The following is a 16,356-nucleotide window of genomic DNA, read 5'->3' as shown; positions in this document are numbered from 1 at the left end:
CCCGTTCACCGGCCTCCCCGGCTCCCCCGGCCCCGGCCCGCTCCGGCGCCCGGATCGTGGTCAGGCTGACGGGGGCCGACGGCTCCTGCCGGTTCAGGGAGCCCGCGTGGGCCAGGATGTCGGTCTCCAGCACGCGCAGCGCGGGTCCGGGATCCACCCCCAGCTCATCGGCCAGGGTCTCGCGGGCCTTCCTGATCGCGGCCAGCGCGTCCGCCTGCCGCCCGGCCCGGTAGTAGGCCAGGGCGAGCAGGCGCACGGCGTTCTCCCTGAGCGGGTGCGCACGGACGTGCTGCTCGAGCTCGATCTCCGCGTTGCGCCCGAGCGTCAGCCGGGCCTCCGCCCGGCACTCCACGGCGACCAGCCGCAGCTCCTCCAGGCGCGTGGCCTCTGGCTCCGCCCACTCGTCGTCGGCGAACTCCGCGTAGGCCGGTCCCTGCCACAACGCGAGCGCCCGATCCGCCAGGTCGAGCGCCCGCGTCCCGTCACCCGAGGCGACCGCCCCCACCGCGGAGTCGATCAGGCGGGGGAACGCCCAGGCGTCCACCTGCTCGGGTTCCAGCCGGAGGCGATATCCCGGAGCGGCGCTGACCAGCATGGTGGCGGGCGTCCGGGGCGGCCGGTCGGGTTCGAGCGCCCGCCGCAGGTTGGACACGTACACCTGGAGGGCGGCCAGCGCCTTGGGCGGGGGCTGCCCACGCCAGAGGTCATCGATGAAACGATCGGTGGAGACCACATGTCCGCCCGCGGCGACCAGCCTGGCCACCACAGCCCGTTGCCGGGAGGTGCCCAGATCCACCGCACGACCGTTGATCTCCGCCTGGAGCGGACCGAGAACACGCAACATAACAAGGGGCAGGTTATGCGCCCTTGGCTGCGGTTTGATTGACACTGAGGAGCACAATGCTGCAGGACCGGCGCAAAGACGCGCTCCGGGCGCTCGACGAGAGCGACAGGCCGCACTGGTACTGGCACGGGGTGGACGACGACGGCCACGTGTGGCTGTTCGAGACGGTCATCGACGACGGCGGCGAGTACTGGCCCGTCAGACACGCCGAGCTGGGATCGGACGGCCTCGCCCGCCGGTATTCGTGGAGCCACATCGAGGACGAACACGGCTTCCTCGCCGAAGGACCGATCTACCCGGACGACTTCGGCCTGAACGCCCTGACCGCGGAGGAGTTCGGCACCCTGTGGGCCGCGCTCAGCCGATGAGGGAGCTCTCCTCCCCGTTCCGGGGTCAGGGGGCGTCGAACAGGGCGCTGACCGACTCGCCGTCGTGGATGCGGCGCATGGCCTCCGCGAGCGCGGGGGCGATCGACAGGACTCTGAGCTTGGAGTCGGGCTTGACGTCGGGGATGGGCACGGTGTTGGTGCAGACGATCTCTTCGACGTCGGGCTGATCGCCGAGACGGTCGACGGCCCCGTCCGCGAAGAGGCCGTGGGTGCAGGCGACCCGTATCGAGTTGACCCCGCGCTCCCGGAGGCGGTCGAGCAGCTCGATCACCGTTGTGCCCCTGGCGATCTCGTCGTCCAGGACGATGACGTCCTTGCCCGCGACGTCGCCGATCACCGAGCTGATGGTGACCCGGTCGTCGCTGAAGCGCTGCTTGGCCCCCATGGCGACCCCGATTCCCAGGAGGCGGGCGAAGGCCGCGGCCTCCTTGGCGTTGCCCAGGTCGGGGGAGACGACGACGGCGTTGGAGAGGTCGTACTGACGGAAGTGGGCGGCCAGCTCCCGCAGGGCGTGCAGGTGGTCGACCGGGACGCTGAAGAAGCCGTGTACCTGAGGTGAGTGCAGGGTCATGGTCAGCACCCGGCCCGCTCCCGCCGCCACCAGGAGGTCGGCGACCAGCCGTGCCCCGATGGAGATGCGCGGGGCGTCCTTCTTGTCCGATCGGGCGTAGGCGTAGTGGGGCATCACCACGGTCGTCCTGGCCGCGGAGGCGCCCCTGGCGGCGTCCAGCATGAGGAGGAGCTCGACGAGGTTCTCCTGGACCGGCGGGACCAGCGGCTGGATGAGGAACACGTCGCGTTCCCGGCAGTTGGCCTGCAACTGCACTTCCAGGCAGTCGTTGGCGAAACGTTTGACCTGGACCGGATGGAGCGGAGTTCCGAGGTGGGAGCAGATCTCCGCCGCCAGCTCGGGGTGGGCGCTACCGCTGAATACCGTGACGTCTCGCACAAGGCGCTCCTTGCATGTGAATCGGTGTCAGACCAGCCAGGCGAGCGGCATGCTACAGGCGAGCCCCGGCCCGGTCCCACCACCCGGGATCTGCGCGCCGGGAACGCCCCGACCGGAGGCCGATGTCCTGTACGGCCTCCGGCCGGTCGCGCTCGGGTCCCGCCTCCGGGCCGGTCGCTCCGGTACTGCCTCCGGTCAGGTTTCCCCGTACGGCCTCCGGTCGGATCCCCGGGGCGGGTCCCCCGGAGCCGGCGCCGGCGTCACGGGGCGCAGCCGGCGAGTTCGGGCTGCGACGGCGTGCCGCTCTGGGCGCCGAAGAAGAGCTTCGCGCAGTCGATGGTGAAGCGCGGGTTCTCCTCGGGGACGAAGTGGCCGGAGTCGGGTGCCACCGCCGTACGGACGTCGTCAGCGACCTGCTGGAACGAGCCCGCGACACCGGGCCCGAACGAATACTGCCCGCCGATCCCCAGCACCGGCATGGACAGCCGCTTGTCCGCGTTGGCCTTGTTGTTCTCCGCGTCCGCGGCGAACGCCCGGTAGTACTCGTATCCCGCGGTGCGCCTGGCCGGGTCCGCGTAGGCCTTGTAGTACCGCTCGCGGTCGATCGCGTCCGGACGGTGGCTGAAGTTGAACATCATGCCGAGATAGGTGCTGACGTCACCATTGTCCATGATCCGCTCGGGGATCGGCGAGGGGGACGCGTTGAACCGGAAGTGCCAGCTGATGCCGTAGAGCTCCTCCAGGCCGAAGCCGGGCAGCGGCGACTCGATCATGGCCAGCCGGGTGACCTCGTTGGGGAAGTCACGCGCGTAGGGATAGGCGATCAGGACACCGAGGTCGTGTCCGAGTATCTCCACCTGGGTGAAGCCCAGCCGGTTGACGGCCTGACGGATCCGCCGTGAGGTGGTGACCTTGTCGTAGCCGCCGGACGGAATGGAGGAGGCTCCCAGCCCCGGCAGGTCGATCGCGATCACGGTGTGCTCGCGGGCGAGCTCGGGCATCACCTGACGCCACATCAACCAGGTCTCCGGCCAGCCGTGCAGGAGCACGATGGCCGGCCCCGACCCGCCGCGGACATAGTGGATGGTGCCACCGTCCACAGCGACCTTCCCGTGGGTGAAACCGGGGGCGAAACGCGCCGGCCCCTCCGAGGGCTCCTCGGGCGTTCCACTCGCGGTGGCGCCGGCGGTCATCGTGACCAGGGCCACCAGGGTGACGAACGCACTGATGGCGGCCCGCCCCCATCTCCTGACGCGCGGCCTTCCCCTCGATGCTCGCCCGGTGACGCGGGTGGTTGTTTCCTCTAGCGGCATATCCAGTTCCCCTTCCACGGACCAGAGCGCCACGGGACGGTCCAGCGTCACGGCATGAGCCCGCTTCCACAGCGCGCCGACTACCGGGCGGCGCACGGCCAAGACCGAGTCTGCAGGCGGCGGCACAGGCGGCCGATCGCATGGCGTCACATGTGGTCGTGTGAATCCTCCACGACCGGAGAACTCGCGGTCTTCTTCGATCGTGCTCTCTGCCCAGCCCGCGGACCCGCCGTACCGGCCGGGAACGGCGGCCTGTCCCGGCCGGCAGCGGTTCCGGCCTCCCCGTCATACCGAGTCTCCGGCCGGTTTCCCTGCCGCACCGGTTCCGGGCGGCTATGGTGCGCCGTACCCGATTTGATCTAGAACGCAGGAGCGCGCGGTGATGAACGAGGGAGCCCGACTGGGCGTACGTGGCCAGGTCCCTTCTCAAGGTCGTGGCCGTCACCGTGGCGTTGTTCCTGGCCCTCAGTGCGGCCGAGCGGGTTCTGTGGGTGTTCGTCGACTTCGACGACGAGCGGACGGCCCAGGTGTACGGTACGGCCGCCCGCGTCGCGAACCCGGACAAGCGATTGTTCTACGGTTCCAGCGATGGCGGAGGACTGCTGGAGACGACCTACACACTGTTGGGGGAGCCGCGCAGGGCCGGTCACGGCGAGGACGGGACCGGGTACGAAATCACGGAGAACCTGTTCGGCACCATCGAGGCCCCCTCCCTCGACGGACCGTCCGGCAGCCTGGGCGACGCGATCGCCTCCGTGGAGGCGAACCTCGGCCTCGACAGGGAACTGACGGAAAGGACCCGGAAGACCATCGACGGACTCCCCCAGACACTCGACGCCGTCGCGGTCGTGGAGTTCGCACACTCGATGACCACCGAGCGGCTCGTCGCCTTCAACCGGAGGCACAAGCTCTGCGGAGGGGCGGACGTCTCCTACATCTACGCCCCCGCTCCCCGCTACGACGACTCCAGCGACGATCCCCCGTTGAACGCGGTCGTCTGGAACCGCCACATGACCGAGGAGTACATCCGGCCGGATCTCACCTATCAGTGCGAGACCGAGCCCGAGGCGGCGCTGGCGGAGTTCCGCAGGTGGGCCGGGCTGCTTGACGAGGGGGACGACCTCAGCGAGTTCGAGCTGGACTACGAGTGGCTCACCGACGCGGCCAAGGAGGGCGTCGTGGACGGGTTGGTCGTCGACAGCTGGAAAGTCGCCGACCTGCGCAAGCTCCTCGACGACCCGGAGGTGCGGACGGTTCAACTCGCCGACGTCGCCTTCGACCTCGGCGAGATCGGGTAGCGGTCTTCGGCGGGCTCAGTGGCGCGGATACGAGCCCCGGCGCCCGCGCCGCCCAGGGCGTGCACGATTCGACCGTTGCACGCCAGGCGGGTCTGATCGACGCTCACTTGCGCGAGTTCCTCCGCCGGCGGCTCTCCCTGATCAGGTCGGAGAACAGCCTGGCCACGCAGTACCGGCAGAACCTCCGGACCTGCCATGAGCGGGCGGCGAGGCGGGCCGCGGGCCTGGCCGGCGGTAAAAGCGTGCAGAGTTGGTCCGTGGGTCTCCTCCTTCTCCTCCTGCTGTTCGTGGTGCCGGCCGGGCCCGGACTGTGGTTGTGGTGCCGGTCGCTGGCGAGTGGCCGGTGGCGGCACAGCGCCGGCTGGTTCGCCGGGACGGCCGTACTGCTCGTGCTGGGAACGGGCGTCACCTACCTCGTCGGTTCCCTGGCCGGAGGGAATCTGGACCCGGAGGAGGCGTGCCACGCCGACGGTCAGACCTATGACCGGGCCTACCGCAGGGCGAACTTCGACGAGTACACGCGGTGGTTCCCCCTCCATGACAGATGCCACGCGGGCTACGACCTGGTGCCGGCCTGGGTGAACCCGGCCCTGATCGTCCTGCCTGTCCTGGCCGTCGCCTGCCTCGCATACGCCGTACGGCCGGCCGTGATCCGTCGACGCACCAAGCAGGGCACACCGTGAACGAGCTAAGCAGACTCCATGTGCCGGGCGTCACCGCCGTCCTGGCCGGCGCCACCACGCTGGGTGGGCTGGATCCGATCGAGCCGCCGCCACTGATCATCGCTCAGCCGCAGGCTCGCCGCGGCGACGTTCTCCTCCAGATGCCCGATCGAGCCGGTGCCCGGAATCGGCAGCACGACCGGCGAACGGTCGAGCAGCCACGCGAGCGAGACCTGCGCCGCGGTGGCACCGAGTTCGGCCGCCACCGCGGCGATCTCAGCCGTCGCCTCCGATACGGCTGGATAGACGGGGCGCCAGGGCAGGAAAGCGATCCCCGCCGCCGCACAGGCGTCGAGCACCGCCTCGTGCTCGCGATCGAGCAAGCTGTAGCGGTTCTGCACGCTCGCCACATCGATGATCTGCCGCGCCTCCTCGAGCTCGGCGGCGGTGACCTCGGACAGCCCGATGTGGCCGATCTTGCCCTCGACCTGGAGCTCACGCAACGCCCCCAGTTGATCGGCGAGCGGCACCGCCGGATCGACGCGATGCAGCTGAAGCAGTTCGAGCCGTTCGACCCGGAGCCGGCGCAGGCCCTGCTCGACCTGATCCCGCAAGAAGTCCGGCCGGCCGCAGATCGCCGCATCGTGCGGCGGATCCGGCGGCGCGACCCCGACCTTCGTCGCGATGAGCAGGCCGTCCGGATAGGGGTACAGCGCCTCGGCGAGGAGCTCCTCATTGGCGCCCCACCCGTACAGGTGCGCGGTGTCGATCAGCGTCACGCCCAGCTCGACGGCGCGCCGGGCCACGGCGACAGAGGCTCGCCGAGCCGATTCGGGTCCGGTCGACAGGCGCATGGCCCCGAACCCGAGCCGCCGTACGCCGATCTCATCCCCGATGCGGAACGTGCTCGATGTCATGTGTCGGTTTCGCCTCTCACTCAAAATGGATCATCAAAACGGCGTCGGCGGTCGTCATATTCCGGCGGAGGGGCGGGGCGGTCGGAATACCTCCTCTTCCCGCATCCCCTGCTTGTTACTTGTCCACGGCGGGCGCGGTCCTGTCCGAGGCCTTGGAGCTGTCGCCGCTCACGTAGGCGGACCCGTCCGGCACCGGTAACCCATCGCGGACCGCGGTGCCTCCGACGCCGAGCTGTGCCGGACTGGAACGTGAGGCACCGGCGTCCGGGCCCGCCCGAAGGCGTCACTCGGGCTCGACGAACTGCATGTCGAGCTGGATCTTGATGGAGTCACCGAGGACGGCGGGGGCGAAACCGAGGCCGAAGTCGCTCCGGCGGATCTCGCCCTTCGCCTCGAAACCGGCGTGCCGGCGTCCGTCCACGATGGAGTCCTCGACCCCGCCGAACTCGACGTCGAAGATGACGGACCGGGTCACCTCGCCGATGGTGAGGTCACCCTCCATGATCCAGTCGGCGCCGTCGCCGTCGATCCTGGTGGAGCGGAACGCCATGGCCGGGCGGTTGACGACGTCGAGCATGTCGGGGCCGCTGACGTGGGCGTCACGGTCGGCGTTGCCGGTGTCGATCGAGTCGAGCGCGACGGTGGCGGCGACCGCGCAGCCGTCGAGGGTGTCGCCAACGGTGAGGTCGGCCGCGAAGCGCCCGAACTGGCCGCGCACCTTGGAGATGCCGAGGTGGCGGATCGTGAAACCGACCGCTGAGTGGAACGGGTCAAGGGTCCAGCGCCCTGCGGGAAGCGGCAGAGCGGTTGTGGTCGTCGTGATGGTCTTGGACGTCATGTCCTCAATCTGGCCCGGGCGGCGGCGCATAGGGAGGCCGGGCTGAGACTGGCCCTGACAGGGCGACGATGAGCGCGCCGGGGGCCGGTAGGTTGCGGGTGTGAGCGACAACGAGCTGGGCGCGTTCCTACGGAGCCGTCGGGAGGCCGTCAGTCCCGCCGACGTAGGGCTTCCCGCCGGTTTCCGGCGGCGGACCCCAGGGCTGCGCCGCTCCGAACTGGCCACGCTCACAGGGATCAGTGTCGAATACCTCGCACGGCTGGAGCAGGGCCGCGACCGGCGCCCGTCCCCACAGGTGCTCGGCGCGCTCGCCGACGCCCTGCGGATGTCCACCGACGAGCGCTTCCACCTCAGGCTCTTGGCGAAGGCGATCGAAGGCGGCAGCTTGTCCATCTGCCCTTCGGCGCAGCCGCCGGTCGTATCCGTCCGGCCGACGGTGCGGGCACTGCTCGACAAGCTGGAACCCGCCCCGGCGGTGCTGATCAACCGGATGACGCAGGTGCTCGCGTACACCACGGGCTTCGAGCGCCTGGCCCGGCCCACCGGCCTGCTGGACGCGGCCGAGCCCAGCTTCGTGCGGTTCGTGTTCACCGACCCACGCGCCCACGACGTCTACCTCGACTGGGACGCCGTCGCGACCCAGCAGGTCGCCACCCTCAAGTGCGCGGCCGGTCTCGCCGACCCGCACGTGGCGGCCCTCGTCGACGAGCTCACCGTCACAGCCGGCGGGTCCTTCGGCGAGCGGCTCACGACGCCGGGCGTCCCCGAACGGGCCGGTGTCCAGCGCTGGGCTCATCCGGAGGTCGGGGAGCTGCGCCTCGCGTACGAGGCCCTCGAACTCGCCGACGACCAGCGCCTGATCGCCTACCTTCCGGCGGACGAGGCGTCGTCGGCCGCGCTCGATCGCCTGACCGGCCGCCACCCCGGCACGCTCCGCGTCGTCAACGGCTGACCGCGGACGCCCGCCTGCCGGGACGGCCGGGGGGGTCCGCCGTTCCCAGGGCCGGAAGGGGCGCCCGGAGAGGGTGATGGAGGCGGCCTTGCCAGGTGATCTCCACGAGCTGCAGGATGTCCGTTCCGTGACCTAGGCCAATTTTGGATGGTGCTGTGCAGAGCGCCCTGTTGCTCCCAGTGAAGATCTGCCCGTCAGGCGGTCTTTCTGGCGCAGCGCAGGGGGCGGTTGCCTGGTGGTGGCGCTCCTGCCGGTGATCGGGCTGTTTCTTCTCTTCAAGGTCCCCATGTGGGTCAACGACGCGAAGCTTGATGCTCTGATCGATCGGTTCGAGAGCTACCCCCGGCCGCCCAGGACGTATGGGACCGAGGGCGGCGCGGAGGGCTCCATCGCGCTTCGCGACAATGGCAACCACTGCGACTACCGGGTTCGATTGACGCTGAGTACGGAGTTGTCCGTCGGTGAGCTCACGGACTATTCCGATCGGGCAGACATCGCAGGCGTCGAGGGCGGCCGGCCGAGCTTCACCGTACGGCCCCGGCCTCCGTCGAAACACGTGGCCTACAGCAGTCGCACAATGATCGTGGAGCTCGACGACAGCACCGGCGCGGGCTTGGACCTCCGCTGTCACTGAGCCGCTGAGGCACGCCGCCAGGCACTGCCTCCCATTCGCCGCATCTCTTGATCACCTGTGCGGACGAGTTGCAGTAATTACTCGCAAAGACGGCTGCTCCCAACACGATCGCTCGTAAGCGCGCCGTCTTCCATGCCCTCCTTGAGTACGCGGTGGCGTGATCGCCTTGAGTACGCGGTGGCGTGATCGGCTCGACGGCCTACATCGAGGTCTGGCAGGAGGCTCCGAAGCCGGCCCTCACCCCTGCGCAGACGGCTTCTCCCCTGGCGCGCAGGCCGTACGACCTGAGGCACGCGGCGGTGTCGCTCTGGCTCAACGCGGGTGTCTCGGCTCTTGACGTGGCCGAATGTGCCGGGCACAGCGTAGACGTCCTCTTACGCGTCTGCGCCAAGTGCCTTGACGGGCACAAGGACGTGGCGCACAAGCGGATCGACGACGCACTGGCCACGTGACATGCCTGCCGTACAAACGGGACTCCGGGGTCCCTCTGGTTCTGTAGGTGGTCCGTGACACGGTTTACAGGTCAGCTGTCCTGCGACATCGAACCTTGGGCTCGTGCCGTCGAGGTTTGAGCGAGTGAGGGGCTAGTTGTGGTGGATATAGAGCCTGATAGCGCGGCCAACGCCCTAAGCCGCCTGCGACGCGGCCAATGACCTGTAGACGGATATGGCCCACTATCGTCGTACTAGATCAACGACAACACGCCAAGGCTACGACCGTGGAGGATGGCCGATGGCGCGCCGTACAGACAAGGAAACCGTATGACCACCACCGCGCTCATCGTCGGCGACCTGCAGACGGGCATCGTGGACAACTACCCCTTCGCTGCCGGCGTGCTCCCCGTCATGGAAAGGGTTATCCCTGCGGCCAGAGCCTCCGGAATCCCGGTGATCTTCATACGGTTCGGGCTCCGGGCCTCAGGCCTTGATGTGCCGGCGGGGAACCAGGTGATCAGCGGCCTGCACGGGGCGGGGACGCTGTTTCACGAAGAATCCCCCGAGACGCTCGTGCACCCGCGCATCGAGCCGTTGCCGGGCGAGGCCGTCGTCCTCAAGCGCCGCGCCAGCGCGTTCGCGGGGACCGACCTCGATCGGCTTCTGCGCGCCCAGCGCATCGACTCGATCGTGCTGACCGGTGTCGCGACCGGGGCGATGGTCGCCGCTACGTTCTACGACGCCGCCGACCGCGACTACCGCCTGACCGTGCTCAGCGACGCCTGCGCCGACGGGGAACCGGACGTGCACGACTTCCTGATCAACCGTGTCTTCCCGGCCAGGGGTGCTGACGTCCTCACGAGCCACGAGTGGACCGCCCGCCTGTGACTAGCCGCGAGCATTGACGATCTGGGCCGTGCCCGCGATGAGACGGCGCACTTGACCGATCAGCCTTCGATGACAAGAGCTCAAGGTCCGATGTCACGGGACATCGGCTTCGACGTCAGCTCTGACGAGCGTAAAGCTGTGTCGCTGAGTTTCGCACCACCCCGGTGATCGCGGCGAGTCTGCCGATGCGCTACGCGATGTGAACCATCACCGGCCTGGGGACAGGCCGTATCCTCAAGGTCGCCGCAGGTGACGAGGGGCATACACAGCCCTCACTCGATATCCCGTGGACATCGATATGACCGGTGTATATCTTCTCTCGGTCCCCTCCTCCTTTGCTGAGCCGAACTCCTGACTCAACGCCTCCCGATCCGCAATCTCGGGGCGTTCCGCATAGGTCCCGGAGTTCATGGCCAAGCGAACGGCGTGCCCCGACCGAAGGAAGATGTTCCGTGACCGACATCGTCCCGCTGCGCAGGAACGTGCGCTTCCAGTTGCTGTGGCTCGGCAGCACGGTCTCCGCGTTGGGATCGGAACTCACCAGGCTGGCCATGCCGTTGCTGGTGCTGGCGCTCACCGGCTCGCCGGGATTGGCAGGCGTCGTCGCCGGGGCCCGCACCGTCGCCTTGCTCCTGGCGCAGATGCCGGCTGGCGTCTGGGTGGATCGGTGGGACCGCCGTCGCACGTTGATCACCGCTCAGGGACTCCAGGCAGCCGTCTCGGCGCTGTTGGCGGCACTGGTCCTCACCGGGCAGGTACGTGCCTGGCACTTCGTCGTGCTGGCGGTGCTCGACGGGCTGTGCACCGCGTTCGTTGACCCCGCCAAGTACACGGTGATCCGCGGGATCGTCCCCTCCGGCCAGCTGCACACCGCCTACGCGCAGGAGGAGGCCCGTACTCACGCCGCCGGGCTGACCGGCCCTCCGCTCGGCGGCCTGCTGTACGGCCTGGGACGGGCGGTGCCCTTCGTCGTGGACGCCGTCACCTTCCTGGCCGCCACGATCTTCTACGTCCTGGCGAAGGTACCGCGCCGCCCAGAGGACCCGCCGAACGCCTCCGCTCACGCGGATGGCGAGGAGCAGCGGCCGACCAGGCGCAGCATGCACCGGGAAGTGGGTGAGGCCGTCGCCTGGCTGTGGCGCCGACGAGGGCTGCGGGAGGTCACCGCGGCGGTCATGATCCTCAACCTGCTGGGTGGAGCATTCCTGCTACCGCTGATCGTGCTCGTCGGCGAACGCGGCGGGGACGCGCTCGCCACCGGCACGGTCCTGGCCGGCCTCGGCATCGGCGGGCTGACCGGCGCGCTGCTGTCGGGCCGCATCGGCAGGCTCCTGCCGCCCGGCAGACTACTGCTGGCCGTCGTGACGATCTTCGGCGTCGCGCTGGCGGCCACGGCGCTGCCATGGGGAGCGTGGTGGCCAATGATCCCGCTGATGTTCATCACCCTGTCGACGCCTTCGCTCAACGTGGTGATGAACGTGGTGATCGTGCGGATGGTGCCCGAAGAGATGCTCGGCCGGATGGGCGCGGTCCTGAGCATGGGTGGTATGGCTCTCAAACCCCTCGGACCGGTTCTCGGCGGGGTGCTGGCGGCGGCAATGGGAGGCGCGGCATCTCTCGTCCTGCTGGGCGGCCTCCTCGTCCTGACCGCCGCCGCAGCCGCGCTCAGCAAGGAATTGCGCCGCTTCACCGGGGAAGCCCCCTCGGAGGGGAACGACCTCACGCGGGACCGCGACGATCTCCAACACACACCCGTCTAATACGGCCTAATACGGCGGTCAGGCACTGGCCCGCTCGGACCCGGACGGTCCACCGTTTGGCGGAACACGGACCGGTCACTGGTTGCCGTCCCAGCACGGAGAAGGAGAAGCGACACACCCGAATGGCGTTGTCGCTTCTCATCAAACCTTCGGGGTCCTGCAGCCGGAAGATGCTGTCCGAACTCCTCAACGAGTGGCACCTGTTGTCGCGTACCAAGCCATCCCTCGGCGTTTCCATGGCCGATCCCCGTCTCCGCACCGGCCGGAAAGCCCTGAATGACCTGGAGAAACGCCCCCAAGATCATTGCACGCATATTGCACGTCATGGCAGGTGGGCTCGGAGGTCCAGCCAGCGATCAATTTGAGTTCTTACCGGCCCTATCGCCAGTCGATCCGCGATCGACTCCATCGGGCCGAGGAGGTTCTTGCACGTGCGCAGGGCCAAGATCTCGTGTCGAGGACGCATGCGCCAATCGGTCACCCAAGCTCTCGCCTGCTCCAAGCCCAGGGGCAGAGCCTCCAAGACGTCTGAGGCCAGCTGGTCCGGACTCCATAGCGGGTCATCATCAGGGGCTAGATCAACGATCAGCAACGCGCGAAGGTGAAAGCGGTCTGCATCCGCGTTCCTCATGGGGTAGCCGGCCTGTTCGGCACCATCGAGGGCGGCGAAAGCAACCCGTGCCCAGATTCGCCGGGCCTCACCTCGATCGCGATCCTGCGCATGGGACTGGTTGAGCCGCCACGCGCCCAACCAATCGTTAATACGATCCACGCTGACCTCGGCGCCATCAGTACACTCCATACCCTCACCATCGCGTCCACGTGATGCCAGCGATTTCAAGAGGGCCGCGTTCCAGGTGGCGACAGGGCCTCTCATCAGGGAAAAGTGGTCCCTGGTACCTCGATCAGCCCGTCGTTGCCTCTTGCGAGGTCAGATACGACCGCTCTTCCTCGGTCCATCCTTCGGTCAACCGTGCCCCGGTGGCCAGCTCAATCACCGTCAGCATCGCCGCCCGCCAGCTCTGCCCGTTCTGCCAATCAAAGTAGGGCACCATGGCCCGCAACTCGGGCCATCGCGCCAGTCCCGGCTCCTCGATCCAGTCTTCGATGAACGTGGTGTCGAACGACAGAACCATCTCTCCGTCGACGGCACAGCTGATCCGGTTGTTGGCATTGACGTTCCAGAAGGCGCTGTACGCCCGCCCGCCGACGCTCAACCGCGGAAGCACGGGATCATGAACTCCTCGGAACCCGTTGTATTCGAGCAGCGCGGTCAGCGGACCTGAGTGATCCACCAGCATCGCCCAATCGGAATCCTCGGAGGAAACGAGGTAATCCTCCTCGTCTTCGAAGGAGGCTGTCTCGTAAGCGTGGTAGCCGGCACCGCCGCTTACCCGGTCTCCAATCTCGGTAAGTGTCATTGGTCTCCCGTCATGGGGAACGACGACCGTCCAGCAGAGAGCTTCGCTCATCCAGCTCTCCTCCAGGAGGCGCTGGTAGTAGTGATACACGTCGGAGGCCTCGGGCCGTCCACCACTCATGTCTTGAAGCTCCGTCACCATCGGGTCTATGGGTTCAAGATTTTTCCAGACAAGTAAGACAGAACAACGCACAGCGAAGAGCATTAGAAGCCGTTGCTGCACTCAACGGATGGGCTGTAGACCCAAACCGCATTAGCAGCTCCGACCGAGACCGAGCCGTTCGGAAGTCATCAGGGGATTGCCAGCTCCTTCGTTACCCTGGCGCTCGGTGGGCCAGGGCTGCGGGACGAAGTCCCGGACCGTCGATCGCCCCTAACCCCGTATGGAGATCAGCCGTCATCAGGTGATCGTGAGAGTGGTGTGAGTGCGGCAGGCGTTTGGTTCCATCCGACTATCTGAGATCAGTCGCACATGGTTATGAGGCGACGGATGCTCTGTTCGGGTTCTTCTCCTTCGGTGTAGAGGACTGTCGTCGCGAGAGCGTGGTTCCCCGGGTCGTGCACCCACTGACGGAGGAAGTCGTACCCGCCCCTACTGATCCAGTTGGTTCCCTTCGTGGCGAGGCTGCGCTGCCGCAGGATCTGGACGGACCGTTCGCGGTCAGGGGAGGGCAGCACAAGCACCACATGGTTGACAGGGCGAAGCGCCGTCTGAACACGCTGGAACAGTTCGGATTGCGTGTAGTGGCTGTGGCCGGCCCCCAGGGAGATGATCGTGCCCGGGTGGTCAGCGACAATGCGTTCCACAGCATGAGCGCGCGCAGGTTCCCACTCCTGTTCGGCTGCGACTCGACCCGCGGCCTGGATTCGGTCACGCAGCTTGTCCATGCTCCATCCCACCTCGGTGTAATAGGTCTCGCCGAGTGTGCTCTTTCCTGCTGCGGCCGGACCAATGAGGACCATCCACGGGGCTGTATGCATTCATGCATTCTCGTCTTGTTTGGCCGTGCACCGGCTGCGGTTTCCGTTCGGAGGAACGAGGCACTGTGGGCCACCGATCATTCCCTGGTCGGAGACCAGGCGGATCGTGGGGCGGCATCTGGGCGGTGGTGCGGCCCACGTGCGACGGGCAACGGTTGGGTGCGGCGTGGGTGTTGTGCGGCGGGCGGCCCGAGTACGGCCCCGGCCGTGACCGGCCCCAGGCCGCATGCGCGGCCGGAGTCCCCGACGCTGGGCCGCGCGGCGGCGCGCCACGCCGCCGCCTTGATACCTACAAGAACAATTCGGCAGTGCAACGAGACTGTCTTCGCCCCTGCTTCGATGCCTGGTCGCCAAGTGTCTGACGGGTGGGGTCAATCGGTGAGGAGTGCCACGGCATCGGGCGTGAGTCGACCTAAGGTCCCGTCGGGGCGCACGAGGTTGCGGCAGCCGTCAAGCTCGGCGTATGCCTCTCTGGAGCCGGTGTCCAGGACCGCGAACCAGGTGTGGTCGCTCGGACAGTCGGTGGCCGGCGCGCTGTCCAGAGCAGTGAGCAGGGTGCGCAGGCTGCCGCTCTTGAAGATGCGCATGGATTCAAACTTCCCCTCGATCGTGCCTCTGGTCTTGTCCACGGTGCGGTAGACGCACACACGTACTCCCTTCGGCGCGGGATTCCACATCTGCCGCGCCTGCTGCGGTTTCGGCAGGCTCGCCCGCATCCGGGAGACGGTGAGGATCACGTCTGTGTACTTGTCTGCGCAGCCGGCTCGAAAGGCCTTTTCGCTCTTGAGCCTCCGGATGGGGATCTGTTTGTCGACTCGGTACGGCAGGCGGCGAATGACGTCCAGGGCAGAACGGAACGCCCCGCCGCATACAGTGGTCGGCAGGTCCGGCAGCACCGCCCTGCCTGACGAGTCCACTACGACGAAGTAGTCGACCAGGTACTCCACCAGCAGGCAGTTCTGGCCAAATATCGATCTCTCGGACGGGCGACGCAGCTCGGTCATCAGCTCGTCTGCCGAACCGTCGGCGTGCTCTTCGATCACGACCTCCCAGAGGCCTTTGCCCGGCAGGTAGCGGGAGTCCCAGCGGCAGCGGATGACCTGGACCAGTACGAAGTCATCGGGAAGCGTCTGGCGTGGTAGGGACAGGTCGGGCTGCGAACCATTCGGGCAGGAAGCGCCGACGACATGATCTAGTCGCGCGGTCCTGTCTTCGGCGCGGTCGCATCCGGCGAGAACCATGACAGCGAGCATGACGAGGACAACGCGGAAAGAGTGCACTGCCGCACCCTATGTAGGACATGTCATCAGCCTCCGCCGATTCACTGAAAAAGACGATCAAGGGAGAGGCGCATTGAATATGCGTGATGAGTGTCAATCCCCCCGCTCGCAGGCCGTACGACCTGCGGCACGCGGCGGTGTCGCTCTGGCTCAATGCCGGGGTACCCGCTCCCGAGGTGGCGAGGCGGGACGGTCACGGCGTGGATGTCCTCCTCCGCGTCTACGCGAAGTGCATCGACGGCCAGGAGGAGACGGTCAACCGGAGGATTGATGACGCGCTGGCCGCGTGAAGATCACCTCTGCTGTGGGGCTCTGGGACACACTCCCGGGGCCCCTTCGGCGTTCCGGGGGTTCCATCCCGCGCATGTCCCGCAGCGCACGGCGCGACCTGGGAAAACGCTCCATGATCCATCCCGCGTATATCCCGCGAGCACTGACATGCGGCTGCTTCTGGCTGCGTTCGGCTGCATGTCCCGGAAAAGCAAAAGAGCCCCTTGCGGGGCTCTGAGCTGGGAAAATCCCTGGTGGCAGGTGCAGGACTTGAACCTGCGTAGGCTGAGCCGACGGTTTTACAGACCGCTCCCTTTGACCACTCGGGCAACCTGCCGCGTCATCCGCTCGAGGCGGCGACAGGAAGAAGAATAGCGGACTTCCGGGCGTGACGTGACATCGACGGAGACCGCCCATCGATAGCCCGCCGTACCGAGACTTTCGGGACTTACGGCTGCACCTGGCGGCGACGATACGCGGCGGAGACTACGGGCGGCGGGAGGCCGATCCGGGGTTCGGCGGGGCGG

The 16,356-nt window shown here is 67.6% G+C and carries 17 protein-coding genes and 1 tRNA gene; 9 read left to right on the top strand and 9 right to left on the bottom strand.

What is annotated here, in order from left to right; genetic code table 11:
• On the bottom strand, window positions 1–844 hold an 844-nt coding region (locus tag CA984_RS33560), incomplete at its 3' end, for an AfsR/SARP family transcriptional regulator (protein ID WP_133061852.1).
• 56 nt (window positions 845–900) lie between these two features.
• On the opposite strand from CA984_RS33560, the gene CA984_RS33555 reads away from it, so the two are divergent.
• Window positions 901–1,212, top strand: coding sequence for a hypothetical protein (locus tag CA984_RS33555; protein WP_086577456.1), 312 nt, complete (start codon window positions 901–903; stop codon window positions 1,210–1,212).
• Window positions 1,213–1,237: 25 nt separating this feature from the next.
• Here the strand turns inward: CA984_RS33555 and CA984_RS33550 are convergent, their stop codons facing one another.
• Both CA984_RS33550 and CA984_RS33545 read right to left on the bottom strand, forming a co-directional pair.
• Entirely contained in the window at window positions 1,238–2,182 is a 945-nt protein-coding gene (locus CA984_RS33550) for a ribose-phosphate diphosphokinase (RefSeq protein ID WP_086577455.1), read from the bottom strand.
• Window positions 2,183–2,442: 260 nt separating this feature from the next.
• Window positions 2,443–3,390 (bottom strand): alpha/beta fold hydrolase, encoded by a 948-nt coding sequence (locus tag CA984_RS33545; protein WP_242676316.1) that lies wholly within the window; start codon window positions 3,388–3,390, stop codon window positions 2,443–2,445.
• A gap of 515 nt (window positions 3,391–3,905) precedes the next feature.
• On the opposite strand from CA984_RS33545, the gene CA984_RS33540 reads away from it, so the two are divergent.
• Both CA984_RS33540 and CA984_RS33535 read left to right on the top strand, forming a co-directional pair.
• Window positions 3,906–4,793 carry a hypothetical protein gene (locus CA984_RS33540; RefSeq protein ID WP_086577454.1) on the top strand — a complete coding sequence of 296 codons (888 nt, stop codon included), beginning with the start codon at window positions 3,906–3,908 and terminating at the stop codon, window positions 4,791–4,793.
• 107 nt (window positions 4,794–4,900) lie between these two features.
• Complete coding sequence (locus CA984_RS33535) at window positions 4,901–5,476, top strand: hypothetical protein (protein ID WP_242676315.1); 576 nt, start codon at window positions 4,901–4,903, stop codon at window positions 5,474–5,476.
• A 5-nt stretch (window positions 5,477–5,481) separates the two neighbouring features.
• On the opposite strand, the gene CA984_RS33530 is transcribed toward CA984_RS33535, so the two are convergent.
• Window positions 5,482–6,372: an aldo/keto reductase gene (locus tag CA984_RS33530; RefSeq protein ID WP_086577453.1), complete on the bottom strand. Its 891-nt coding sequence runs from the start codon at window positions 6,370–6,372 to the stop codon at window positions 5,482–5,484.
• A gap of 283 nt (window positions 6,373–6,655) precedes the next feature.
• Window positions 6,656–7,210, bottom strand: a complete 555-nt coding sequence (locus tag CA984_RS33525) for a YceI family protein (protein WP_086577452.1) — start codon at window positions 7,208–7,210, stop codon at window positions 6,656–6,658.
• 100 nt (window positions 7,211–7,310) lie between these two features.
• Here CA984_RS33525 and CA984_RS33520 point away from each other — a divergent pair, with 100 nt between their 5' ends.
• From CA984_RS33520 to CA984_RS33500, 5 genes are all read left to right on the top strand, one after another.
• Window positions 7,311–8,162: a helix-turn-helix domain-containing protein gene (locus CA984_RS33520; protein ID WP_086577451.1), complete on the top strand. Its 852-nt coding sequence runs from the start codon at window positions 7,311–7,313 to the stop codon at window positions 8,160–8,162.
• 235 nt (window positions 8,163–8,397) lie between these two features.
• A complete protein-coding gene (locus CA984_RS33515) occupies window positions 8,398–8,796 on the top strand; it encodes a hypothetical protein (protein ID WP_086577450.1) in 399 nt (132 codons plus the stop codon).
• Between the two features lie 182 nt (window positions 8,797–8,978).
• Window positions 8,979–9,248 carry a site-specific integrase gene (locus tag CA984_RS33510; RefSeq protein WP_423229345.1) on the top strand — a complete coding sequence of 90 codons (270 nt, stop codon included), beginning with the start codon at window positions 8,979–8,981 and terminating at the stop codon, window positions 9,246–9,248.
• A gap of 309 nt (window positions 9,249–9,557) precedes the next feature.
• Window positions 9,558–10,118, top strand: a complete 561-nt coding sequence (locus tag CA984_RS33505; RefSeq protein ID WP_086577449.1) for a cysteine hydrolase family protein — start codon at window positions 9,558–9,560, stop codon at window positions 10,116–10,118.
• Window positions 10,119–10,570: 452 nt separating this feature from the next.
• On the top strand, window positions 10,571–11,878 hold the full coding sequence (locus CA984_RS33500; protein WP_086577448.1) for an MFS transporter: 1,308 nt from the start codon (window positions 10,571–10,573) through the stop codon (window positions 11,876–11,878).
• A gap of 905 nt (window positions 11,879–12,783) precedes the next feature.
• Here the strand turns inward: CA984_RS33500 and CA984_RS33490 are convergent.
• From CA984_RS33490 to CA984_RS33480, 3 genes are all read right to left on the bottom strand, one after another.
• The gene (locus CA984_RS33490) at window positions 12,784–13,350 is read right to left on the bottom strand and encodes a DUF6461 domain-containing protein (RefSeq protein ID WP_133061851.1); all 567 of its coding nucleotides are present in this window, start codon (window positions 13,348–13,350) and stop codon (window positions 12,784–12,786) included.
• A gap of 410 nt (window positions 13,351–13,760) precedes the next feature.
• Window positions 13,761–14,261, bottom strand: a complete 501-nt coding sequence (locus CA984_RS33485; RefSeq protein WP_133061850.1) for a hypothetical protein — start codon at window positions 14,259–14,261, stop codon at window positions 13,761–13,763.
• Between the two features lie 389 nt (window positions 14,262–14,650).
• On the bottom strand, window positions 14,651–15,559 hold the full coding sequence (locus CA984_RS33480; RefSeq protein WP_086577444.1) for a hypothetical protein: 909 nt from the start codon (window positions 15,557–15,559) through the stop codon (window positions 14,651–14,653).
• A gap of 86 nt (window positions 15,560–15,645) precedes the next feature.
• Between CA984_RS33480 and CA984_RS33475 the strand changes: the two genes are divergently transcribed.
• A complete protein-coding gene (locus CA984_RS33475) occupies window positions 15,646–15,849 on the top strand; it encodes a site-specific integrase (protein ID WP_242676314.1) in 204 nt (67 codons plus the stop codon).
• Between the two features lie 232 nt (window positions 15,850–16,081).
• Here CA984_RS33475 and CA984_RS33470 read toward each other — a convergent pair.
• Window positions 16,082–16,166: transfer RNA gene (locus tag CA984_RS33470), tRNA-Tyr, on the bottom strand.
• Window positions 16,167–16,356 lie beyond the last annotated feature (190 nt).

Source organism: Streptosporangium minutum (assembly GCF_002149035.1).
Lineage (GTDB): Bacteria > Actinomycetota > Actinomycetes > Streptosporangiales > Streptosporangiaceae > Streptosporangium > Streptosporangium minutum.
This window is presented reverse-complemented; position numbering and strand designations above follow the sequence as displayed.